Genomic DNA, 21,453 nt, shown 5'->3' on the forward strand with positions numbered 1-21,453 from the left:
CCATCGGCGATCACTCAAATCGCCTCCAACTTCGCATAAGCCACCATCAACCACTTGCTGCCTTCGTCATCGAAGTTCACCTGGATCCGCGCCTGGGCGCCGTGGCCTTCGTAGTTGAGGACCACGCCTTCACCGAACAGCGAGTGCATGACGCGCTGGCCCAGGGCGAAGCCGGTGCTTTCGCTGGCTTCCTGGGTGAACATGCTGCCCTTGCCCTTGGCGGGGCCGAAGGGGCGGCTGACGGTGTTGCCCAGGCGGACTTCACGGATCAGCTCGGCGGGTATCTCGCGGACGAAGCGCGAGACCTTGTTGAAGGTTTCGCTGCCGTACAGCCGGCGGGTTTCCGCCCAGGTGATGACCAGCTGCTGCATGGCGCGGGTAATACCGACATAGGCCAGGCGGCGTTCCTCTTCCAGGCGGCCGGGTTCTTCCAGGCTCATCTTGTGCGGGAACAGGCCCTCCTCCATGCCGGCGAGGAACACCAGCGGGAATTCCAGGCCCTTGGCGCTGTGCAGGGTCATCAGCTGGACGCTGTCCTCGAAGCGATCGGCCTGGGTTTCCCCGGCTTCCAGCGAGGCATGGGCGAGGAAGGCCAGCAGGGTGCTGCCCTCCTCTTCCTCATCGACCATCTCGTTCTCGAAGGCGCGCGCGGCGGAGACCAGTTCTTCCAGGTTCTCCACGCGGGCCTGGGCCTTCTCGCCTTTTTCCTTTTCATGGAAGGCCAGCAGGCCGCTGTGCTCGATCACCTGCTGGGTCATGCTGTACAAGGGCACGCCTTCGACACGCTCGGTCAGGTCTTCGATCAGTTGCATGAAGGTCTGCACCGCATTGGCGGCGCGCCCCGGCAGGCCCTTGTTGTCGAGCAGGTCGCAACCGGCCTGCCACAGCGATACGTCCTGCTGACGGGCGTGCTGACGCAGGGTCTCCACGGTCTTGTCACCGATACCCCGGGTGGGGATGTTGATGATGCGCTCGAGCGCACCGTCGTCCCCGCGGTTGGCGATCAGCCGCATGTAGGCCATGGCGTTCTTGATCTCGGCGCGCTCGAAGAAGCGCTGGCCGCCATAGATGCGATAGGGAATAGCCCCGCGCAGCAGCGCCTCCTCCAGCACCCGGGATTGGGCGTTGGAGCGATACAGGATGGCGATCTCGCTGCGGGTCATGCCCTGGCTGACGGCCTCGCTGATGCGATCGACGATGAACCGTGCCTCGTCCTGCTCGTTGAACCCGGCGTACAGCGAGATGGGCTCGCCGTCGTTGCCGTCGGTCCACAGCTCCTTGCCCATGCGCCCGGCGTTGTTGGTGATCAGCGCGTTGGCGGCCTTGAGGATGGTGGCGGTGGAGCGGTAGTTCTGCTCCAGGCGGATCAGCTCGGCGGCCGGGTAATCCTGCTGGAACTGCTGGATGTTCTCGATGCGCGCGCCGCGCCAGCCGTAGATCGACTGGTCGTCATCGCCCACCACCATCAGACTGGGGTTGCTGCCGGCGATCAGCCGCAGCCAGGCGTACTGTACCGCGTTGGTGTCCTGGAACTCATCGACCAGCATGTGCCGGAAGCGTGCCTGGTACTGTTCGCGCAGCGGCTGGTTGTCGCGCCATAGCTCCAGCGAGCGCAGCAGCAACTCGGCAAAATCCACTACCCCGGCGCGGGCGCAGGCCTGCTCGTAGGCGGTGTAGATACGCAGCATGGTGGTCAGGAACAGGTCACCGGCGGCCTGGATGTGTTGCGGGCGCAGGCCCTCGTCCTTCTGGCCGTTGATCCACCACTGCGCCTGGCGCGGTGCCCACTGGTTCTCGTCCAGCCCCAATTCGCGGACCACCCGCTTGACCAGCCGCAGCTGGTCATCGCTATCCAGAATCTGGAACTGCTCGGCCAGCCCGGCCTCGCGCCAGTGGGCGCGCAGCAGCCGGTGTGCCAGCCCGTGGAAGGTGCCGACCCACATGCCCTGGGGCGAGATGCCGAGCAGCTGTTCGATGCGCTGGCGCATCTCGGCGGCGGCCTTGTTGGTGAAGGTGACGGACAGAATGCTCCAGGGCGAGGCCTTTTCGACCTCCACCAGCCAGGCGATGCGGTGAACCAGCACCCGGGTCTTGCCGGAGCCGGCACCGGCCAGGACCAGCTGTTGGCCAGTAGCTGCGGTGACCGCCTGGCGCTGGGCGTCGTTGAGCGAATTGAGCAAATGAGAGATATCCATCGCGGCATTCTACCGTGCCGGCGCCAGGGCCGGAAGGAAGACGACCGGCAGCGCAGGCTAATCATCCGATTTGTATCAGCGGGGGCTGTGCCGCTGGCGGGCGCTGGTGTATGGTTCGCCGATGGATGGCAGTCACATGGAAGCGTCATGACAGTAATCCCCCATCGGCACCACGGGTGCGCCCCCGCATGACCGCGCGGCCTCCCGATATCGACTCCGCAGCCGCTCGGCAGCAGCTGCGTCAGCTCGATTTGCTCTTCGAATATTCCCGCTTGCCCCAGTGGCTGGTCATGCTCGCCGCCGGCGTGGTGACCCTGCTGGTGTGGGACCATGTGGCTTCCAGCGCGGCCCTGTCCTGGTTGCTGCTGATATGCCTGTTGACCCTGCTGCGTACCCGCTTGGCCCGCCAGTACCGGCGCAGCCCGCCGGAGCAGCGGCAACGGCCCCACTGGGCGGCCCTGTTCTATCTCGGCAATGGCATTTCCGGCCTGGCCATGGGCTCGGTCCACCTGTTGCTGGTGCCGGTGGACACCTTCAACGTCCAGGCCGGTGCCTACGCGGTGACGACCGGCGTGGCCCTCTGTGTCAGCATCATCTACGCCCACAGGTTCAGCGCCTTTCTCACCTTTGCCCTGCCCAGCTGGCTGCCGCCGACCCTGTTTCTCTGGATGCAGCCCGACCCCAGCAGCCCCTATTGGGCGCTGATGAGCATCACGCTGTTTTCCTGCATGTTGCTGGCGGCGGCCTTCATCAACCGGTCCGCCAAACGCTCGCTGCAGGGAGAGATTCGCAACGAGGCGCTGCTCTACCGGCTGGATGAGGCCCGCCAGCAGGCCGAGGCACTGAATATCCAGCTGACCGGCGAGATAGAACACCGGCGCCAGGCCGAGCAGCAGCTGCGCAACAGTCACGAGGCGCTGGAGCACCGCGTTGCCCAACGCACCCAGGAGCTGCAGCAGACCCAGGCGCGCCTGAGCATGGCCCTGGAAGCCAGCGCGCTGGGCCTCTGGGACTGGGATCTGCGCACCGATGAGGTACATCACTCCCATCTTCAGGAGATCTTCGGCCTGCCGGACACCCCCCTCACCATGCGTGGCGGCCTCAGGCCGCGGGTGCACCCGGAGGATACGCAACGGGTCCGCAGCGCCCTGATCCAGCATTTCCAGCAGACCACGCCCTATTGCGTGGAGTACCGCGTGCGCCATCGGGACGGCCACTGGGTCTGGGTCGAGGATAATGGCCGGGCCATCGAGCGCGACAGTGCCGGCCGAGTGCTGCGGATGATCGGCACCCGCCGCGATATTACCGAGCGACGGCATCGCCATGAGCAGGAACGGCTCGCCGCCACGGTGTTCGAGGCGACCTCCGACGGCATCTTCATTCTCGACCCGGAGCGGCGCATCCTGGCGGTGAACCAGGCCTTCAGCGTGATCACCGGCTATCCCGCCCGCGACGTCATCGGACGGGTATTGACCTCTGCCAGCACCGATCCGGATACCCAGGCAACCTACGCCCGCATGGGCACTGCCCTGCGCCACCACGATCGCTGGGAAGGCGAGGTGCTGGAGCAGCGCCGCAGTGGCGAACGCTATCCGCAGTGGCTGCAGCTGACGGTGGTGCGCAACCCGGCCGGCGAGATTACCCATATCGTCGGGTTCTTCGCCGACCGCACCATCAATCACCGGGCCGAGGAGCAGCTGCGCTACCTGACCGACTACGACTCCCTTACCCAGCTGGCCAACCGCAGCCTGTTCAGCCGCAAACTGGCCGAGGCCACCAGCCAGGCCCGCGCCCGGGGCAACGAGCTGGCGCTGTTGCATATCGACCTGGACCGCTTCAAGAACATCAACGAAACCCTCGGCCACGTCCAGGCCGATGCGCTGTTGCGCCAGGTGGCCGAGCGCCTCGCCGCCCAGCTGCCCCAGGCCGTGGTGCTGGCGCGGCTATCCGCGGACGAGTTCGTGGCGGTCAAGCAGAACCTGCCCCGGCATGCACTGGCGCAATTGGCGACCCGGCTGCTGCAGGTGCTGGGCGAGCCGATCCGGATCGGCGATAACGAACTGATCATTTCCGCGTCCATCGGCATCAGCTTGTTCCCCCGCGAGGCAACCAATAGCCTGCAGCTGATCAATCAGGCCAACCAGGCGATGCAGCACGCCAAGAATTTGGGTGGCAACGGCTTCCAGTTCCACTCGGCGGACCTGCCGACGCGCAGTGCCGACCGATTGCATCTGGAGCACGAGCTGCGTCGGGCGATTGCCGATGGGCAGCTGCAGATCCACTACCAGCCCAAGCAGCAGCTGGCCAGCAACCGCATCGACAGTGCCGAGGCGCTGGTGCGCTGGCAGCATCCGACCCGGGGCGCCATGCTGCCCGGCGACTTCATCAGCATCGCCGAGGAAACCGGGCTGATACTGCCGCTGGGCGACCAAGTCCTGCGGCGGGCCTGTGCCCAGGCCAGTCAATGGCTGCGTGAGGGGCCCCAGGCGGTGCGGGTGGCGGTAAACCTGTCCGGGCAACAATTGCGCCAGCCCCAGTTTGCCGCCGCGGTCGAGCGCATCCTCGACGAGACCGGTCTGCCGGGCCATCTGCTGGAACTGGAGCTGACCGAGAGCATGCTGCTGGAGCACAGTGAAGGCGTGGCGGACAATCTCGCCGCCCTGCGCCAACTGGGGGTGGAATTGTCGGTGGATGATTTCGGCACCGGTTACTCGTCCCTGGCCTACCTGAAGCGCTTTCCGATCCGTTGCCTGAAGATCGACCGCGCCTTCATCTGCGAGCTGCATGAGCAGCCCGGGGACATCGCCATCGTGCGGGCGATCATTGCCATGGCCCACAGCATGAACCTGCGGGTGGTCGCCGAGGGGGTCGAGCACGACAGCCAGCTGGCGTTCCTGCGCAGCCTGGGCTGCGACGAAGTACAGGGCTTCCTGATCAGCCGGCCCCTGCCCGCCGCGGACTTCGCCCGGCTGATGGCGCTGCAGGTCAGCGCCGCGAGCGCATCGAGCCGGGCGCTGCCTTGACCGGGTCTAGCGCTCGTCGAACCAGACATGCCCGGCCCGCTCCAGCAGGCTGTCGGCCGCCTCCGGCCCCCAGCTGCCAGCGGCGTAGCGCTTGGGCGAACGATAGACCTCGCGCCAGCCGCGGATGATCGGGTCGACCCAGCGCCAGGCCGCCTCAATCTCGTCCCGGCGCATGAACAGGGTCGCATCGCCCTGGATCACATCCAGCAACAGCCGTTCGTAGGCATCCCAGCGGCGGCGCTTGAAGGCTTCGTCGAAATGCAGGTCCAGTTCCACTTCCTGCAGCGCCATGCCCCGCCCCGGGGATTTGGCCATCAGCGACAGGCTGATGCTTTCATCCGGCTGCAGGCGGATCACCAGGCGGTTGCTGGTGGGTGTACCGTTGCCAGGGAACAGCCGGTGCGGCACGGACTTGAACTGGATGATGATTTCCGACTTGCGCTGGGCCAGGGATTTGCCGGTGCGCAGATAGAAGGGCACGCCGGCCCAGCGCCAGTTGTCGATCTCCGCCTTGAGCGCGACATAGGTCTCGGTATTGCTGTCATGGTCGACGCTCTTCTCGAAATAATACGCCGGAAGCTTTTCGCCCGCCCGCTGGCCTTCGGAATACTGCCCGCGCACCGTCTGGTCCTGCACGTCCATACCGGTGATCGGACGCAGGGCTTCGAGGATCTTCAGCTTTTCGTTGCGCACCGCCTCCGGCTCGAAGTGTACCGGCGCCTCCATGGCCACAAGGCACAGCAGCTGCAACAGGTGGTTCTGCACCATGTCGCGCATGGCGCCGGCCTCGTCGTAATAGGCGCCGCGGTTCTCCACGCCGACGGTTTCCAGCACGCTGATCTGCACGTGGTCGATATGCCCGTTGCGCCACAACGGCTCGAACAGCGCGTTGCCGAACCGCAGCGCCAGCAGGTTCTGCACCGTCTCCTTGCCGAGGAAGTGGTCGATACGAAATACCCGCGACTCGTCGAACACGCTGCCGATGCGGTCATTGATCTGGTTGGCGGTCTTCAGGCTGTTGCCCAGGGGCTTTTCCAGCACGATACGAGCGTCGGCATTGACCAGCCCGGCCGACTCCAGATGCAGGGCGGTGGGCGCGAACAGGTCCGGCAGGGTCGCCAGGTAGAACACCCGCACCCGCCCGGGCTGCTCACCCAGGTGCCGCGCCAGGCGGGTGAACTCGATACGCTGGCTGACGTTGAGCATCATGTAGTCCAGCCGTTCGGCGAAACTGTTCCAGGCCTGGTCGTCGAAATCGGCCTTGGCCACATGCTGGCTGACATGGCGCCGCACCAACTTGCGGTAGCTGGCACCGTCGTGCTGGCTGCGGGCCAGGGCCAGGATGCGGGTATCGGGGTGCAGATGGCGATCGCGGTGCAGGTAGAACAGGGCCGGCAGCAGCTTGCGCATGGCCAGGTCCCCGGTGCCGCCGAATACCACGATATCGCAGGCTTTACCGTAACGCGCTGACACTATTGTTCTCCTCGGAAAAGCGGGCGGGAGGATTTTGTAGTATAACTACACGCATTCAAGCGTCCGTCACCGCGGGCCCGTTCATATTAGTCGCATCATCGTTGCTGGCGAGTATTGCTGTCCAGCGCAGTGCAAGGAGAGAGCATAGTGCAGCTATGTACAGGACTGACGATCATGTCGAGCGACAGCATGGCCTCCGCATGAGGCCCACGTGAATCTGCTCCAGCATATTGCCGGCAACCGCCAGCTCCTGCGTAAATCGGAATTGAAGGTCGCCGATTACGTCCTCACCAACGCCGCCCAGGTAATGCACTCGTCCATGGCCGATCTGGCCCGGGAAGTCGGCGTGAGCGAGCCCACCATAGTGCGCTTCTGCCGCGCCATCGGCTGTACCGGCTTCCAGGATCTGAAGCTCAAGCTGGCCCAGAGCCTGGCGGCGGGCGCCAGCTTCGGCCAGTTCTCGATCAACGAGGATGACAGCATCGAAGAGCTGTCGCACAAGATCTTCGATACCACCCTGGCGACCCTGATGGACGTGCGCGAGCGGCTGGATGCCGATGCCATGGAGCAGGCCATTCTCGCCATGGCCGAGGCCCGTCGGGTGGAGTTCTACGGTTTCGGTGCCTCCGGTGCGGTGGCCAGCGACGCCCAGCACAAGTTCTTCCGCCTGCAGGTCTCCACCGCTGCCTACTCGGACCCGCACATGCAGGCCATGTCCGCGGTGACCCTGGGGCCATTCGATGTCGCCGTGGCCATCTCCCAGACCGGGCGCACCAAGGACCTGCTGCATTCGGCCGCACTGGTGGTGGAGAGCGGCGCAACCCTGATCAGTCTCTGCCCGAGCAACACGCCCCTGTCCGAACTGGGCCGTATCCACATCCCGATCGATGTCACCGAAGACACCGACATCTATACCCCGCTGTCATCGCGCATTGCCCATCTGGTGGTCATCGATGTACTGGCCATGGGCATGGCCATGCGCCGCGGCCCGGAACTGGTCAATCACCTGAAGAGCGTCAAGCGGAGCTTGCGGGGATTGCGATTGTCCAACAAAGTCAGTCAACGGAATACCGATACGCAGGATTGAGCCGATGCAGCATGTCACTCGTGGCCCAGAACCTGCGGAGCAAAACGCCCTGCCGGTAACTGATCGGCCCTGGCAGCGGCTGCGCTTCGCGGATCACCTCGTTCCCCGTCCGCCGGTGTCGGGCATCAATGTGCGCTGCCGCCTGGAGCACTTCGCCATTGTCAGTTACGCGGTCGATCCCGCGCAGCTGCGCCGGCTGATCCCGCCGCGGTTCATGCTCGATACCCTGATGATCGACGGCCGCGAGCGCGGGCTGGTCTCGGCGGTGCCCTTTCGCAATGTGGATTTCACCCTGGCCGCCTACCCCTGCCCCTATCTGCGCATGGGCCAGACCGACTACCGCGCCTACATCATCGACCGGCTGACCGGCGAGCGGGCCGTCTGGTTCTTCGGTACCACCCTGGATTCCTGGGCGCTGCCGATTCCGCGCCACGTCTGGCAACAGCCCTGGCACCGCGGCCGGTTGCGCTTCGACTGCGCGCTCGACCCCAGCGCCAGCCGCTATGAACACTACCGATTGCATACCGCGGCGCCCGAGGCGTCGGTGGAGCTGAGCCTGACCCAGCGCGACGTGCCGCCGCCCACCTACCCCGGCTTCCCGGATGAGGAGACGGCGCTGGTCTACCTGACCCACCCGCTGGTGGGCTTCTTCCACCGCCGCCGTGATGGGCATCTGGGGGCCTATCGGGTTTGGCATGATCAGTTGAAGGTGACCCCGGGACGGCTGCTCAACGCCCGCTTCGACTTCTTCGCCCGGCTGGGGCTGGTCTCGCTGGCCGAGCAACAGCATCCCCATAGCGTACTGATGCAGCCGATCAACGACTTCACCGTGTTCCTGCCGCCGACCCGCCTGGAACCCGAGTGAGGCATAATGGCCAGCCGTCTGTTCTCTGGAGTCGTACATGCCCGTAGCCATGGCCCGCCACATCCTGGTCAAGACCGAAGCTGAAGCCACTCAGCTGAAACAGCGCATCGCCGCCGGTGAAGCCTTCGATGTGCTGGCAAAGAAACACTCGACCTGCCCGTCAAAGAAACGGGGCGGTGATCTGGGCGAGGTGCGCCCGGGTCAGATGGTGCGCGCCATCGACCAGATCATTTTCAAGAAGCCCCTGAAAACCGTGCATGGTCCGGTGAAGACCCAGTTCGGCTGGCACCTGGTGCAGGTGTTCTACCGCGACTGAATATTCAATCGCCCCGGCAAAATGCTCAGCAGCGTCTATCCTGTGAAAAACCATTACAAATTATGACGCAAGACCGGGGGCAAAAACATGCAACTGAAAGACCTCTACAAACCCGTACGCATCCTGAGTTTCGTGGTGCTCGCGCTCATGGTGGTGTCCTCGCTGTACGCCTTCACCATGACCATCCTGCACTGGACCGGTATCAATGTTTAAGGGAGCGCGACCATGAACAACCGGCAAGCCAGGATCTTTGCGTGGGGCTCGACCATTGTCGCCGCCGTGGTATTTCTCGGGATGACGCTGGACAGTCACCGTCAGTTTCCCGAGTTGACCAACGCCGACACCATCACCCCCCAGGTCACCCACGGCAAGGATGTGTGGCACAAGTACAACTGCATCAACTGCCATACCCTGTTCGGTGAAGGGGCCTACTACGCGCCCGACCTGACCAAGATCACCCAGCACCGCGGCGAGGCCTACCTGCAGGCCTACATGCGTGACCCGAGTGCGTTCTACGACGAGCAGACCCACCGCCGGCTGATGCCCCAGCAGAACCTCAGCGAAGAGGAGATCACCGACCTGATCAAATTCCTCGACTGGGTCGCCAATGTGGATAACCAGGGCTGGCCACCCCGGCCGATCCTGGTCACCGGCGGCTTCACTGCGGTAGCTGGCTCCAGTGGCGCAGGCCAGGTGCAGAGCGGGCCGAGTTCGGTGGGTGTGCGGCCGGTGGATGCCGGCGATGATATTCGCGCCCTAGGCGAGAACGTGTTCCGTACCGCCGTGCCCGCCTGCGTCGCCTGCCACTCCCTGGCGCGCCGAGCTGCTGGTGGGCTCGCCGGACTACACCGGCCAGGCTACCGATGTGGAAAGCTACCTGCGCGAGTCCATCATGGAGCCCAGTGCCCACCTGAACACCGGCGGCATGTATTCCGCCAACGGCACATCCTTCATGCCCGATACCTTTGACGAAAGCCTGAGCGAAGAACAGATCGACCAGTTGGTCGCCTTCCTTGCGACGCTCAAATAATAGCTGCGACTGCCGCGCCCATCGGGCGCGACACACTGAACAAGACGGAGAATAACGATGCGCTACAAGTCACAGTCAGTCGCCTATTGGTACTTTGCCGTGGCCATGGTGCTCTTCGGGCTGCAACTGGTGTTCGGCCTGCTGTCGGCCACCAAGTACCTCGGTCCCGACCCGCTGTTGTACATCCTGCCCTTCGATGTGACCAAGGTCATCCATACCAACCTGCTGATCGTCTGGGTACTCACCGGCTTCATGGGCGCCACCTACTGGTTGATCCCTGACGAATCCCGCACCGAGCTGCACAGCGTCAAGCTCGCCTATATCCAGCTGATCCTGTGGACGGTGATGGGCGTGACCGCCATCATCGGCTACCTGTTCCGCTACGGCACCGGCAACAAGCTGCTGGAGCAACCGCTGCCGCACAAGCTGGTGATCGTGGTGTGCATGCTGATCTTCATCTACAACATCGGCATGACGATCAAGAAGTCCGGGCGGTTCACCACCACCGAAGGGGTGCTGTTGCTGGGGATCGTCAGCTCGGCGGTGCTGTTCGTGCCGGCGCTGCTGCACTACGAGAACTACACGGTATCGATCTTCTACCGCTGGTGGACCATCCATCTGTGGGTGGAAGGCGTGTGGATGATGATCATGGGTGCCTTCCTCGCCTATCTGCTGATCCGCCTGTCCGGCGCCGATCGAGAGGTCATGGAAAAATGGCTGTACGTGATCGTCGGTCTGGTGTTCCTGGCCGGTATCCTGGGTACCGCGCACCACTATTACTGGGTGGGTGTGCCCTACTACTGGCTGCCGATCGGCGGGTTCTTCAGCGCCCTGGAGCCGCTGGCGATTGTCGGCATGGCGATGTACGCCTACGGCGCCATGCGCCGCGCCGGGCTGTCGCACCCCAACGTGCTGGCGCTGCACTGGACCCTGGGCAGCACCATTTTCACCCTGTTCGGTGCCGGCCTGCTGGGCCTGGCCCACACCTGGCCGAGCATTAACAAGTGGACCCATGGCACCCTGATCACCGCCATGCACGGCCATGCCGCCTTCTACGGCGCCTACGCCATGATCACCCTGGCGATGATCAGCTACGCCCTGCCGTCACTGACCCACGGTCGTCCGGAAAAGGGCAGCAGCATCGGTTACTGGGCGTTCTGGCTGCAGCTGGGGGGCATGTTCGGCATGACCCTGTCCTTCGCCACCGCCGGCATCGGCCAGGTGTACCTGGAGCGGATCATGGGCATGGGGTATCTGGATGCGCAGCTGAAGATCCAGATCCACTTCGTCATGCTGATCGTCTGCGGCAGCATCTTCGCTACCGGCGTCGGGCTGTTCATCTTCGACTTCTTCCGCTATCGACCCCGCTTTGAAGTAACCGAACCGGGTGTGGCGGATAACGATATCGCCGTGGGCCGGGTGGTCTGAGGTGGGGGCACAGGAGCCCGTGGCCAGCCCACTGACGAGCGCCGCCCCCTGGTATCACCCGACCGGCAACGAGGTGGCACTGTTCGAGCAGTGCCACGCCCGGGGCCTGGCGGTGATGCTCAAGGGGCCGACCGGGTGCGGCAAGACCCGCTTCGTCGAGCACATGGCCTGGAAGCTGGGCCGCCCGCTGATTACCATCCCCTGCCACGACGACCTGGCGGCCAGCGACCTGATCGGCCGCTTCCTGATCCAGCACAACGGTACCGTCTGGCAGGATGGTCCGCTGACCCGGGCGGTGCGCGAGGGCGCCATCTGCTACCTGGACGAGGTGGTCGAAGCGCGGCAGGACACCGTGGTAGTGCTGCACTCCCTGACCGACCACCGCCGCATCCTGCCGATCGACAAGACCGGCGAGACCCTGCAGGCCGCCCCCGGCTTCCAGTTGGTGGTGTCGTACAACCCCGGTTATCAACGCATGCTCAAGGACCTGAAGCCCAGCACCCGACAGCGCTTCGTCGCCATGGACCTGGACTTTCCGCCCCCCGAGCAGGAAGCCCATATCGTGCAGCATGAAAGCGGCGTCGACGCCAATACGGCCAGGGGCCTGGTCGCCCTGGCCGGGCGCATCCGCCAACTGCGTGATCGCGGCCTGGCGGAGGTACCCAGCACCCGCCTGTTGATTGCCGCCGGATCGCTGATGATGGCCGGTATCGACCTGCGGGAAGCCTGCCAGGCGGCCATTGTCTCGCCGCTATCCGATGAACCCTCGATGGTGGCGGCGCTGCAGGACCTGGTGGATGCCACCTTTGTCTAGCCATGGCTGAAGCAGAAGAGCTGGTCAGCGACGCGGCGCGCCACGCCACCATCTATGCCCAGCGGTTATGGCGGCGCTACCGGCCGCCACCGCCGGCGCCACCCACCGCCCTGCTGATTGATATCGCGCCGCGACTCGACCTGTTGATTACCGCCCTGAGCGGTCGCAGCCAGCCGATCCGTATCGCCCAGTTGCCGCCCCGGCCGACCCTGCTGGCGCGTCTCTATCGCCGGCACCAGGCGCCCTGGGTCAAGCAACCACTGCCGGGCACCGATGGTCAGCGCCTGTGGCTGCCCGCCGATTCCGGCCTGGAGGATATCGCCCAGGGCAATGAATGCTATCGGGTCATGGCGTTGCAACAGGCGATGCGCGCCATGCGCGGCAGCGCCGCTCGGCGTGACCCGGGCTGGCCGCCCCTGCAGGCCGATGCCTATCTGCTGCTGGAAGCCTGGGCCGCTGACCTGGACCTGCTCCAGCACTTCCCCGGCATGGCGCCGGCCATCACCCGGCTGCGCCAGCGCGCGCTACAGGCGCGGCCACCGCTGCAGGACTTCTCGCGGCCGCGCCAGCCGCTGGAAAGACTGCTGCGCCAATTGCTGCAGACACCCGCCGGCGAGTCCTGTGCTGCCATTGCCGTTAGCCCATCACCCGAGGCATCGGCGCAGTCGGCTAGCGAGCTGCTGGCCAGCATCGGCTTGGCGCCGGAGGACAGAACCGGCGGCCTGGCCCCCCTGCTCAAGGATTGGTGGACCGGTGAACTGCGCCAGCCCGCCCCCGGCGAGCGCAACGAAGCTACCCTCGACGGCGCACTGACCGAAGCGGAGACCGCCACCGAGCCAACCCGCAGCTCGCGCCTGCTGCGCCGGCCCGAGATCCGCGAAGCCCTGGAGGACGAGGATGACGACAGCGATGCCGGCATCTTCATGGTGCAGGCCGACGAGCCCCATCAGCACGCGGAAGACCCCTTCGGGCTCAACCGTCCGGTGGACAAGGACGAGGACATCAGTGCGGACGAGTACGGCGATATGCTGTCGGAGCTGTCCGAGGCGCGGCTGGTGTCCACCCCCGGCCGCTCGAAGGAGGTGCTCATCTCCGACGACCCGCCCGATACCAATACCGCCATGCAACTGAAGACCGCCATGCGCGAGCAGCGGGGCCTGCGTTATCCGGAATGGGACTACCGCATCCAGGGTTATCGCCAGCCCGGTGCCACCCTCCACGTGCTGCCCAACCTGCCGGGCTCGCAAGCGTGGGTCGACGAGACCCTGGAGGCCCACCGCAGCCTGCTCAACCAGATCCGGCGCCGCTTCGAGATGCTCAGCGCCCAGCGGGTTACCCGGCGCAAGCAGCTGGATGGGGATGACATCGACCTGCAGGCCTACATCGACAGCTACGCCGACTACCGCGCCGGGGGCAGTTTGTCCGACGCGCTCTACCAGACCCGCCGCACCGCCGAGCGCAATCTGGCCGTCACCCTGTTGATCGATATCAGCGGCTCGACCGACAGCTGGGTCTCGACCAACCGGCGCATCATCGACGTGGAGCGCGAAGCCCTGCTACTGGTCAGCGTGGCGCTGGATGGCCTCGGTGAGCCCTGGTCGATCCAGGCGTTTTCCGGGGAGGGGCCGGACGCCGTGATCGTTCGCCAGATCAAGGATTTTGCTGAAGGCTTCAGCAACGAGGTGGCACTGCGCATCAGTTCGCTGGAGCCGGAACACTACACCCGCGCCGGCGCCGCCATCCGCCACGCCAGCCGCGACCTGCTGCAGCAGCCAGCCAGCCACCGGTTGCTGCTGGTGCTGTCCGACGGCAAGCCCAACGACCGGGATATCTATGAAGGCCAATACGGTGTGGAAGACATGCGCCAGGCGGTGACCGAAGCCACCCTACAGGGCATTTCCGCCTTCTGCCTGACCATCGACCGCCAGGCCCCGGCCTATCTGCCGCGCATCTTCGGCGCCCATAACTACGCCCTGCTACCCCGCCCCGAGCTGCTGCCCACGGCGCTGCTGGATTGGATGAAACGACTGGTGGTGCATTGAGCCGGCCGTAGCCAGCTATGCTCCGTCCAGCCCCAACCGCCCATGCCATTCGGCCAGCGATTCCTGGGGATACTCGTCAAACTGCTGATCCGCCGGCGCCAGCTGCACCTCCACCCAACTGGCCTTGGAGCCCAGCATAAGATGGGTATGTTCCGGTGGCACCGGCAGTTCGGTGTCGATGGCTGAGGCGAAGGGGTGGATCAGCTCGGGCCACTGCGGGTCATAGAGCCAGAGCGCGCTGCCGCAGGTGCGGCAGAAGTGCCGCTCGCCGCTGCTGGTCTGGATGCTGCCGTCAGGCTGCGCGATCCGCGCGCGGTAGACCGAGATGGATTCGCGCCCGCTGACCTGCAGGCTGCGGGCGTCGCCACCCAGGTTGATGGCGTAGCCGCCACCGCCCTGGGTCTTGCGGCAGATCGAACAGTAGCACCGCTGGTAGGGATAGGGCTGGGCGCTGTCCAGACTGAAGCGGACCGCGCCGCAGTGGCAGGAACCGTCAAGACGCATGGTATACCCCCTTCTGGTCTGCCCCCTGGACAGGCGTATCAGATCACCCCGCAGGCCGTCCGCGCACCCCCACCGCCCAGCGGCTCGGGTGTATCGGCATGATTGTCACCACCGGCGTGGATCATCAAGGCGCGGCCCTTGATCTCATCGAGCTTCTTGATGCGCGGTGCCAGCACGGGATAGTTCGCGTTGCCGTCGCTATCCGCATGGAGCGCCGGCAGATCGCCCAGGTGGCCGTCTTCGTACGGGCCCAGGTGCTTGCCGGTCTGCTGCGGGTCGTAGTGCCCACCCGCGGCCTGGGCGGCGGTCGGCTTGCCGTCCTTGTCCGCCGGCTCGCAGCTGCCGTTCTCATGCACATGGAACCCATGCTGCCCGGGCTCCAGGGAACTCAGTTGCGGGGTGAACAGCAGACCGTGTTCGGTCTCGCTGATCTGGATGGTGCCAATGGACGCCTGCTTGCCGTCCGCGTCCACCTGGTTGATGGTCACTTCCTGGGAAGCCGCGTGGGCGCTGCCCATGGTCAGTGCGGCGGCGATGATCAGCCATTTCTGCGATGTCATATCCAGCTCCTGAGATAGGTTGTCCTGTGCATGGGACCAGATAGTGCTGCGGTCGTTCCGGCCATCGGACCCTGCCGCAGCTGCCGTCAGTGCCTAGCGCGCCGCGGGAACAGCTTGCTGCCCAGGGTGATCACCGCGAAGATCAGCGCGCCAGCCAGGATACCTACCCCCGCCGACATCAACGTGGGCAACAGACCACCCAGTATCGAGCCGATCCAGGGCAGATCGACGCTATGCTCGGCGGTGTTCTCAATCCAGTGGCCCAGGGCATGGAAGCCGTGCGTCAGGATGCCGCCGCCGACCATGAACATGGCCGCGGTGCCGACCACCGACAGGGTCTTCATCAGCCAGGGCGCCAGCCACAGCAATCCGTGGCCGATCTTCTGCAGCGTTGCACTGCCGCGCTGGGCCAGCGCCAGGCCGAGGTCATCGAGCTTGACGATGCCGGCCACCAGCCCGTAGACGCCTACGGTGACCACCAGGGCGATGGTACTGAGGACCAGCACCTGCTGGAGGAAGGGTGCCGCGGCGACCGTGCCGAGGGTGATGGCAATGATCTCCGCCGAGAGGATAAAGTCGGTGCGTACTGCGCCGCTGATCTTGGACTTCTCGAAGGCCACCATGTCGCGGCTCGGATCAGCCAGCGCGGCGAGCTTCTGGGCATGCTGTTCGGAGTCATCGTGGAAGAACCGGTGCGCCAGCTTCTCGAAGCCTTCGTAGCAGAGAAAAGCGCCGCCGAGCATCAGCAACGGCGTGATCAACCAGGGGATGAGGGCACTGATCAGCAGCGCACCCGGCACCAGGATGAACTTGTTGCGAAAGGAACCGCGCATCACGGCCCAGACCACGGGCAACTCCCGATCCGCCTTGACCCCGGTGACCTGCTGCGCGTTCAGCGCCAGGTCATCACCGAGCACGCCGGCGGTTTTCTTCGCCGCCACCTTGCTCATGATGGAGACGTCATCCAGCAAGGTGGCAATATCATCAAGCAGGGCAAGCAGACTGGAAGCCAAAGGCGTTTACCTCGGTAGGTAGTGGTGAAGGGAGTATTGATGCAAATGCGCGGGTAGGCCAATACCAACCGCCCTGCCCCTGCACTTGATCAGGCTGGCCGCCACGCCCGACGCGCGGCCACGCCGCACATCATGCTAATCTGCCCGGGTTATCCTCAGCACAAGAATGTTTTATGAGCTTCAGTCAAAGCCTGCTGTTACTTGCCCTGATCATTGTCGGCGGCGCCTTCCTGGCCATTGCCGAGATCTCCCTGGCCGCGGCGCGGCCACTCAAGCTGCGGCGGATGGCCGACAATGGCAATGCCCGGGCGCTGAAGGTCATCGCGGTGCAGCAGAATCCGGGCAACTACCTGACGGTGGTGCAGATTTCCATCAATGCGCTGGCGATTCTCGGTGGTATCGTCGGTGAAGAGTTTCTGACCGCCGCCTTCACCCAGCTGTTGCTGCTGGTGCTGGAGCCGCCGCTGGCGACGGCCTTGGGTTTTACCCTGTCATTCGTGGTGCTCACCTCGCTGTTCATTGTCGTCACCGATCTGATTCCCAAGCAGGTGGCCATGGCGCTGCCGGAGCCGCTGGCGGTGTTTTCCATCGGTCCGATGCGCGCCTTGAACATGCTGCTGCGGCCCCTGGTCTGGTTCTATTCGCGCCTGGTCAGCGGCCTGATCAAACTGCTGCACCTGCCTGCCCGCCGCGATGATGAGGTCACGCCCGAAGACATCCTCGCCCTGACCGAGGCCGGTGCGCGTTCAGGATTGCTGGCGCCCGGTGAACAACAGGCGATCGAGAACATCTTCGAGCTGGATACCCGCACCCTGCCCAGCGCCATGAGCAACCGGGACGAGATTGTCTACTTCCTGCTGGATGACTCCGACGCCCTGATCCGCTCGCGCATCGCCGACACGCCCCACTCCTGTTACCCGGTGTGCGACGGCGATATCGACCACATCGTCGGCTACGTCTCGATGAAGGATCTGTTCAAGCGCGTGCTGCACAATGAGCCGATTTCGCTCCAGGACCCGGGCCTGCTGCACAAGCCGCTGGTGGTACCGGACCGCCTGACCCTGGCCGAGCTGCTCAAGCAGTTTCGCTTGGTGGGGGAAGACTTTGCGCTGATCGTCAACGAATACAGCCTGGTGGTGGGACTGATCACGGTGAACGATGTGATGAGTATCGTGATGGGCGACCTGGTGCCGCCGTGGTACGAGGAGCAGATCGTGCGCCGGGACGACAATTCCTGGCTGATCGACGGCATTACCCCGATCCAGGATGTGCGCCGCGCATTGGAGATCGAGGATATTCCCCAGGAAGAGGGCTACGAGACCCTGGCCGGCTTCATGATGGCCATGCTGCGCCGAGTGCCGCGCCGGACTGATCGGGTGATCTGGGGGGAATATACCTTCGAGGTGGTGGACGTGGACAGTTACCGGATCGACCAGGTGCTGGCCACGCGCACCGGCCCGGTCGTGGACACCGGGCCGGAGTAGCGGCGGGCGTTACACCATGCGCCGCAGCACGCCGTCCTTCTTGACGAAGTGATGCACCAGCGCGATGCCGACGTGGCCGATGATCATCAGCAGCAGCAACCATGCGATCGGGGAATGCAGGCTGCCGAGGCTGGCCATCCAGGGAATCTCGTCACCCTTGGCAGCCAGCTGCACACCGAAGGCGGTCCAACCGTAGCCATTGCCGATCATGGTCAGGATCCCGGTCACCGGCATCAATACCATGCCCGCATACAACAGGAAGTGGCCAGCCTTGACCAGCAGCGCGGTCGCCGGATCCTGCACCGGGCGGTTGTTCTTCTGTTTCGCCGCCCAGATGATCCGCAGGATCACCAATACCAGCAGCAGCGAGCCGATGGAGATGTGCCAGGGCACCAAGGTCTGGCCGACCCAATGTTCACCCTCGGCAATGCGGTCGAAGAACTTGAGCCCCTGCCAGATGATCAGCAGGCCCATGCCCCAGTGGAATAGCCGGCTGATACTGCCGTAGCGCTCTCTTGAATCACCCTTCATGTTTTTTTGCTCCTTGTTCGTCGATCAGACTCGACATTCCCAATTGATGATAAGTTCGTCACCACCGGCCATGCGTTGCAGGTGGTCAGCCACAACCTGCTGAAAACGCGCCATGGTAGCCGATTCGCCCTGCAGTTCGACAGCGAGCCCCGCACCGGGGCAATGCAGCCGGCAGGTGCCCATGGGCAGGGCAATCTCGCCGTCGTGCTCGGTCAGGCTGACCTCGAACTTGTGGCCCCAATGTTTGCATAGACGGGTCATCAGCCGCTCCGGCTTGTGTGTCTGAATGTGTGCATGACATGACTGCATTCCGGACGCTCCCGTAGATTAAAGAATACTTTCAACGATCCCGCCTTCTACCCGCAAGGCGGCGCCGGTGGTGGCACTGGCCTGTGGCGAAGCGGCATAGACGCTCAGGTTAGCCACTTCCTCGGGGGTGGCAAAGCGCTGCAACAGCGTGGAGGGGCGATTTTCCTGGAGAAACAGCGCCTCCATCTGTTCCGGCGAGACCCCGCGCTCGGCTGCCAGCTCGGCCATCATGGCGCTGGCGCCGGCAGTGCGAGTCGGCCCCGGCAGGATGGTATTGACGGTTACGCCGGTGCCGGCCAGCACCTTGGACAGGCCGCGGGACAAGCCCTGCAGGGCCGTCTTGCTGACGCCATAGTGGACCATCTCGGCGGGGATGTTCGCCGCCGATTCGCTGGAAATAAACTGGATCCGGCCCCAGCCGCGGTCGCGCATGCCCAGGGCGTAATGCCGTGCCAGTCGCACTCCGCTGAGAACGTTGACCTGGAAAAACTCCTCCCACAGGGCATCGTCGATATCGAAGAATTCCCGGGCGCCGTAGATCCCCAGGTTGTTCACCAGGATGTCCGTCTCCGGTTGGGCGGCCATCAGCGCCTGGCAGCCGGCGGCGGTACCGGCATCGCATACCACGCCGCGGGCATCATCCCGTTGCGCCGCTTCACGCAGTTGCGCCAGCGCCTCATCCACCCGGCTCTGCTCGCGCCCGACAATGGTCACCTGCGCCCCGGCCCGCGCCAGGCCGGTGGCAATGGCCAGACCGATACCGCCGGTCGAGCCGGTGACGATGGCCGTCTTGCCGGAAAGATCGATAATCATGACATTCTCCTGATGCTGTGGCGCTCAGCCGAAGCGATACGCCGAAATAGTGGTTTTCATTACCTGTTCCGTATAGACGTTGCGGCCCGGGGAGTCGCCCGCCGCGCCAGCGGCCACCATCAGCGGTAACAGGTGTTCCTCACCGCCCTCCGGATGACACAGCCGCGCATGGGGTGCGCTGGTCCATTGCGCCAGCAGGCGGTCGCGCTCGGCCGGCGCGCTTTCCACCGCCGCGGTCAGCCAGTCGTCGAACTCCGCCGACAGCGCCGAGAAACGTTCATCACCGAAGCCGCGCATATGATGGAAGCTCATGCCGCTGGCCACGATCAACACGCCCTCGTCCCGCAGGGCAGCCAGGGCTTCGCCGGCCCTCAAGTGGGCCTGCGGATCGAGGTTGCGCTGCAGCGACAGCTGGATGACCGGGATATCCGCCGCCGGGAACATGAGCTTCAGCGGAATGAACATGCCATGGTCGAAGCCGCGCTGCGGGTCTAACCCGGACGGCAGACCGGCGGTGCTGAGCAGCTCACGGGTGCGCTCCGCCAGTGCGGGATGGCCCGGCGCCGGATAGGCCAGCTCATAGGTATGCGGCGGGAAGCCGTAATAATCGTAGACCAGCTCTGGATGGCTGTGGCCGGTCACCGCAAAGCGGTCATCCAGCCAGTGGGCGGACACCAGCACGATCGCCTTGGGCCGTGCCGGCAAGGTCTCGCTGACCCCGCGAAGAAAGGCACCCAGAGCATGCCAGGTATCCGCCGGTTGCCAGTCCATGAAAAAACACGGGCCGGCACCATGGGGTACGAAAAGTACCGGCATGCGTTGCTGGGTATCGTCGACTACTGAATCAGCCATGTGTTGCCCTCCAATTGACTGGAAACAGTATGATTTAGCGTTTATAGCTTGAGAACCGGTAAGGTTGAGCTAACACTTACTACTATTAGTAGGAGATACCATGCTGGATCGCGTTACCGGAATGCGCGTATTCGTCCGCGCTGCCAGTGCAGGCAGCCTGTCCGCCGCGGGCCGGCACCTGGGCATGTCACCGGCCATGGCCACCAAGCATGTGGATGCGCTGGAGGCCCGGCTGGGCGTAAAGCTGTTTCACCGTACCACCCGCCGGTTGAGCCTGACCGAGGCGGGCAGCAACTACCTGGAGGCCTGCCAGCGCATCCTGCCGGAGATCGACGAAGCGGAAGCGGCGGCTGCCTCGCAGCGGATCAAGGCCACCGGCCTGCTGCGCATGAATGTGCCGCTGTCCTTCGGCGAGCGTTTTATCGCCCCGCTGATGCCCGCGTTCAGTCATCGGCACCCGGAAGTGAGCGTGGAGCTGGGGCTCAGTGATGCCCAGGTGGACCTGCTGGCCGGCAACTGGGACCTGGCCATCCGCATCGGCCGGCTGACCGACAGCAACCTGCAGGCCCGGCGCCTGGGCGACAGCCGCATGCTGGTGTGCGCGGCGCCCAGCTACCTGGACCAGCGCGGCGTGCCCCGCCGGGTGACCGAACTGACCCAGCACAACTGCTTGAGCTATACGCTCTCCCCCATGCAGGACGCCCGCTCCTGGGCCTTCGGCAGCCACGGCGAGATCCGCGTGCCGGTCACCGGCGACCTGCTGGCCAACAACGGCAACGCCCTGCTGGCCGCGGCCCTCGGCGGCCAGGGCATCATCTACCAGCCCCACTTCATTGTCGGCGAGGCGCTGGATACCGGGCGGCTGGTAGCCCTGGAGCTGGACCAGCCGGCCGTCGAGCTCGGTGGCATCCACGTCCTCTACCCGCCTGATCGCCGTCCTCCGGCCAAGGTGCGGGTAATGGTCGACTACCTGGCCGAGGTCTTCGCCAGCACCCCACCCTGAAGCGGAAATCGGACCAACCACCGGCGCCACGGCTGTCCCTGGCGGGCCTCAACCAGTACACTATGCCGCCCGCTTTTCCATGCGGGCTTTTTCTTTCTCTCTCCCGCAGGA

19 protein-coding genes and 1 pseudogene are annotated in these 21,453 nt (G+C 64.7%); 11 read left to right on the forward strand and 9 right to left on the reverse strand.

All coding sequences use genetic code 11. From position 1 onward, the window contains the following. Window positions 1-14: 14 nt before the first annotated feature. A complete protein-coding gene (gene uvrD, locus VG99_RS08080; RefSeq protein ID WP_044499279.1) occupies window positions 15-2,195 on the reverse strand; it encodes a DNA helicase II in 2,181 nt (726 codons plus the stop codon). A gap of 188 nt (window positions 2,196-2,383) precedes the next feature. Here uvrD and VG99_RS08085 point away from each other — a divergent pair, with 188 nt between their 5' ends. Next, on the forward strand, window positions 2,384-5,218 hold the full coding sequence (locus tag VG99_RS08085) for a putative bifunctional diguanylate cyclase/phosphodiesterase (RefSeq protein WP_044499280.1): 2,835 nt from the start codon (window positions 2,384-2,386) through the stop codon (window positions 5,216-5,218). 6 nt (window positions 5,219-5,224) lie between these two features. On the opposite strand, the gene zwf is transcribed toward VG99_RS08085, so the two are convergent. Continuing rightward, window positions 5,225-6,691 (reverse strand): glucose-6-phosphate dehydrogenase, encoded by a 1,467-nt coding sequence (gene zwf / locus VG99_RS08090; RefSeq protein WP_158023895.1) that lies wholly within the window; start codon window positions 6,689-6,691, stop codon window positions 5,225-5,227. Window positions 6,692-6,902: 211 nt separating this feature from the next. On the opposite strand from zwf, the gene hexR reads away from it, so the two are divergent. The 8 genes and pseudogenes from hexR (at window position 6,903) to VG99_RS08125 (ending at window position 14,273) form a co-directional block, all read left to right on the forward strand. Beyond that, window positions 6,903-7,778, forward strand: coding sequence for a transcriptional regulator HexR (gene hexR / locus VG99_RS08095; protein WP_044499281.1), 876 nt, complete (start codon window positions 6,903-6,905; stop codon window positions 7,776-7,778). Between the two features lie 4 nt (window positions 7,779-7,782). Continuing rightward, entirely contained in the window at window positions 7,783-8,643 is an 861-nt protein-coding gene (locus VG99_RS08100; protein ID WP_082050015.1) for a DUF2071 domain-containing protein, read from the forward strand. Between the two features lie 37 nt (window positions 8,644-8,680). Continuing rightward, window positions 8,681-8,959, forward strand: a complete 279-nt coding sequence (locus tag VG99_RS08105; protein ID WP_044499283.1) for a peptidylprolyl isomerase — start codon at window positions 8,681-8,683, stop codon at window positions 8,957-8,959. Window positions 8,960-9,046: 87 nt separating this feature from the next. After that, window positions 9,047-9,172 carry a hypothetical protein gene (locus tag VG99_RS16370; protein ID WP_275425470.1) on the forward strand — a complete coding sequence of 42 codons (126 nt, stop codon included), beginning with the start codon at window positions 9,047-9,049 and terminating at the stop codon, window positions 9,170-9,172. A gap of 12 nt (window positions 9,173-9,184) precedes the next feature. Then, window positions 9,185-9,989: pseudogene (locus tag VG99_RS08110) on the forward strand (c-type cytochrome). Window positions 9,990-10,046: 57 nt separating this feature from the next. Continuing rightward, a complete protein-coding gene (locus VG99_RS08115; protein WP_044499285.1) occupies window positions 10,047-11,417 on the forward strand; it encodes a cbb3-type cytochrome c oxidase subunit I in 1,371 nt (456 codons plus the stop codon). Window positions 11,418-11,436: 19 nt separating this feature from the next. Then, window positions 11,437-12,231 carry a CbbQ/NirQ/NorQ/GpvN family protein gene (locus VG99_RS08120; protein ID WP_044499287.1) on the forward strand — a complete coding sequence of 265 codons (795 nt, stop codon included), beginning with the start codon at window positions 11,437-11,439 and terminating at the stop codon, window positions 12,229-12,231. 2 nt (window positions 12,232-12,233) lie between these two features. Further along, window positions 12,234-14,273: a nitric oxide reductase activation protein NorD gene (locus VG99_RS08125; RefSeq protein WP_044499289.1), complete on the forward strand. Its 2,040-nt coding sequence runs from the start codon at window positions 12,234-12,236 to the stop codon at window positions 14,271-14,273. 15 nt (window positions 14,274-14,288) lie between these two features. Here VG99_RS08125 and VG99_RS08130 read toward each other — a convergent pair whose 3' ends face one another. The 3 genes from VG99_RS08130 to VG99_RS08140 all read right to left on the reverse strand — a co-directional run bounded on the left by VG99_RS08130 (window position 14,289) and on the right by VG99_RS08140 (window position 16,350). Then, window positions 14,289-14,777 carry a GFA family protein gene (locus VG99_RS08130; protein WP_044499290.1) on the reverse strand — a complete coding sequence of 163 codons (489 nt, stop codon included), beginning with the start codon at window positions 14,775-14,777 and terminating at the stop codon, window positions 14,289-14,291. 38 nt (window positions 14,778-14,815) lie between these two features. Next, on the reverse strand, window positions 14,816-15,337 hold the full coding sequence (gene sodC, locus VG99_RS08135; protein WP_044499291.1) for a superoxide dismutase family protein: 522 nt from the start codon (window positions 15,335-15,337) through the stop codon (window positions 14,816-14,818). A gap of 86 nt (window positions 15,338-15,423) precedes the next feature. Beyond that, window positions 15,424-16,350 carry a DUF808 domain-containing protein gene (locus VG99_RS08140; protein WP_044499292.1) on the reverse strand — a complete coding sequence of 309 codons (927 nt, stop codon included), beginning with the start codon at window positions 16,348-16,350 and terminating at the stop codon, window positions 15,424-15,426. Window positions 16,351-16,523: 173 nt separating this feature from the next. On the opposite strand from VG99_RS08140, the gene paeA reads away from it, so the two are divergent. After that, complete coding sequence (gene paeA / locus VG99_RS08145; protein WP_044499293.1) at window positions 16,524-17,834, forward strand: polyamine export protein PaeA; 1,311 nt, start codon at window positions 16,524-16,526, stop codon at window positions 17,832-17,834. A 9-nt stretch (window positions 17,835-17,843) separates the two neighbouring features. Here the strand turns inward: paeA and VG99_RS16310 are convergent, their stop codons facing one another. Genes VG99_RS16310 through VG99_RS08165 form a run of 4 tightly spaced genes read right to left on the reverse strand, consistent with a single transcriptional unit; the run spans window position 17,844 to window position 20,339 of the window. Continuing rightward, window positions 17,844-18,365, reverse strand: a complete 522-nt coding sequence (locus VG99_RS16310) for a cytochrome b (RefSeq protein ID WP_044499294.1) — start codon at window positions 18,363-18,365, stop codon at window positions 17,844-17,846. A 24-nt stretch (window positions 18,366-18,389) separates the two neighbouring features. Further along, window positions 18,390-18,674: a DUF2218 domain-containing protein gene (locus VG99_RS16315; RefSeq protein WP_044499295.1), complete on the reverse strand. Its 285-nt coding sequence runs from the start codon at window positions 18,672-18,674 to the stop codon at window positions 18,390-18,392. An 18-nt stretch (window positions 18,675-18,692) separates the two neighbouring features. Continuing rightward, the gene (locus VG99_RS08160) at window positions 18,693-19,487 is read right to left on the reverse strand and encodes an SDR family NAD(P)-dependent oxidoreductase (protein ID WP_044499297.1); all 795 of its coding nucleotides are present in this window, start codon (window positions 19,485-19,487) and stop codon (window positions 18,693-18,695) included. Between the two features lie 24 nt (window positions 19,488-19,511). After that, the gene (locus VG99_RS08165; protein WP_044499299.1) at window positions 19,512-20,339 is read right to left on the reverse strand and encodes a DODA-type extradiol aromatic ring-opening family dioxygenase; all 828 of its coding nucleotides are present in this window, start codon (window positions 20,337-20,339) and stop codon (window positions 19,512-19,514) included. 100 nt (window positions 20,340-20,439) lie between these two features. Between VG99_RS08165 and VG99_RS08170 the strand changes: the two genes are divergently transcribed. Further along, window positions 20,440-21,342 carry a LysR family transcriptional regulator gene (locus VG99_RS08170; protein ID WP_044499300.1) on the forward strand — a complete coding sequence of 301 codons (903 nt, stop codon included), beginning with the start codon at window positions 20,440-20,442 and terminating at the stop codon, window positions 21,340-21,342. Window positions 21,343-21,453: the final 111 nt, after the last annotated feature.

It is taken from the genome of Pseudomonas saudimassiliensis, assembly GCF_000939975.1.
GTDB lineage: Bacteria > Pseudomonadota > Gammaproteobacteria > Pseudomonadales > Pseudomonadaceae > Halopseudomonas > Halopseudomonas saudimassiliensis.

Excerpts from the sequence above, each read along its gene's own strand:
- uvrD (WP_044499279.1), bottom strand. The coding sequence starts at position 2,195 with ATGGATATCTCTCATTTGCTCAATTCGCTCAACGACGCCCAGCGCCAG.
- VG99_RS08085 (WP_044499280.1), top strand. The coding sequence starts at position 2,384 with ATGACCGCGCGGCCTCCCGATATCGACTCCGCAGCCGCTCGGCAGCAG.
- VG99_RS08100 (WP_082050015.1), top strand. The coding sequence starts at position 7,783 with ATGCAGCATGTCACTCGTGGCCCAGAACCTGCGGAGCAAAACGCCCTG.
- VG99_RS08105 (WP_044499283.1), top strand. The coding sequence starts at position 8,681 with ATGCCCGTAGCCATGGCCCGCCACATCCTGGTCAAGACCGAAGCTGAA.
- VG99_RS16370 (WP_275425470.1), top strand. The coding sequence starts at position 9,047 with ATGCAACTGAAAGACCTCTACAAACCCGTACGCATCCTGAGTTTCGTG.
- VG99_RS08115 (WP_044499285.1), top strand. The coding sequence starts at position 10,047 with ATGCGCTACAAGTCACAGTCAGTCGCCTATTGGTACTTTGCCGTGGCC.
- VG99_RS08125 (WP_044499289.1), top strand. The coding sequence starts at position 12,234 with ATGGCTGAAGCAGAAGAGCTGGTCAGCGACGCGGCGCGCCACGCCACC.
- VG99_RS08130 (WP_044499290.1), bottom strand. The coding sequence starts at position 14,777 with ATGCGTCTTGACGGTTCCTGCCACTGCGGCGCGGTCCGCTTCAGTCTG.
- sodC (WP_044499291.1), bottom strand. The coding sequence starts at position 15,337 with ATGACATCGCAGAAATGGCTGATCATCGCCGCCGCACTGACCATGGGC.
- paeA (WP_044499293.1), top strand. The coding sequence starts at position 16,524 with ATGAGCTTCAGTCAAAGCCTGCTGTTACTTGCCCTGATCATTGTCGGC.
- VG99_RS16310 (WP_044499294.1), bottom strand. The coding sequence starts at position 18,365 with ATGAAGGGTGATTCAAGAGAGCGCTACGGCAGTATCAGCCGGCTATTC.
- VG99_RS16315 (WP_044499295.1), bottom strand. The coding sequence starts at position 18,674 with ATGCAGTCATGTCATGCACACATTCAGACACACAAGCCGGAGCGGCTG.
- VG99_RS08160 (WP_044499297.1), bottom strand. The coding sequence starts at position 19,487 with ATGATTATCGATCTTTCCGGCAAGACGGCCATCGTCACCGGCTCGACC.
- VG99_RS08165 (WP_044499299.1), bottom strand. The coding sequence starts at position 20,339 with ATGGCTGATTCAGTAGTCGACGATACCCAGCAACGCATGCCGGTACTT.
- VG99_RS08170 (WP_044499300.1), top strand. The coding sequence starts at position 20,440 with ATGCTGGATCGCGTTACCGGAATGCGCGTATTCGTCCGCGCTGCCAGT.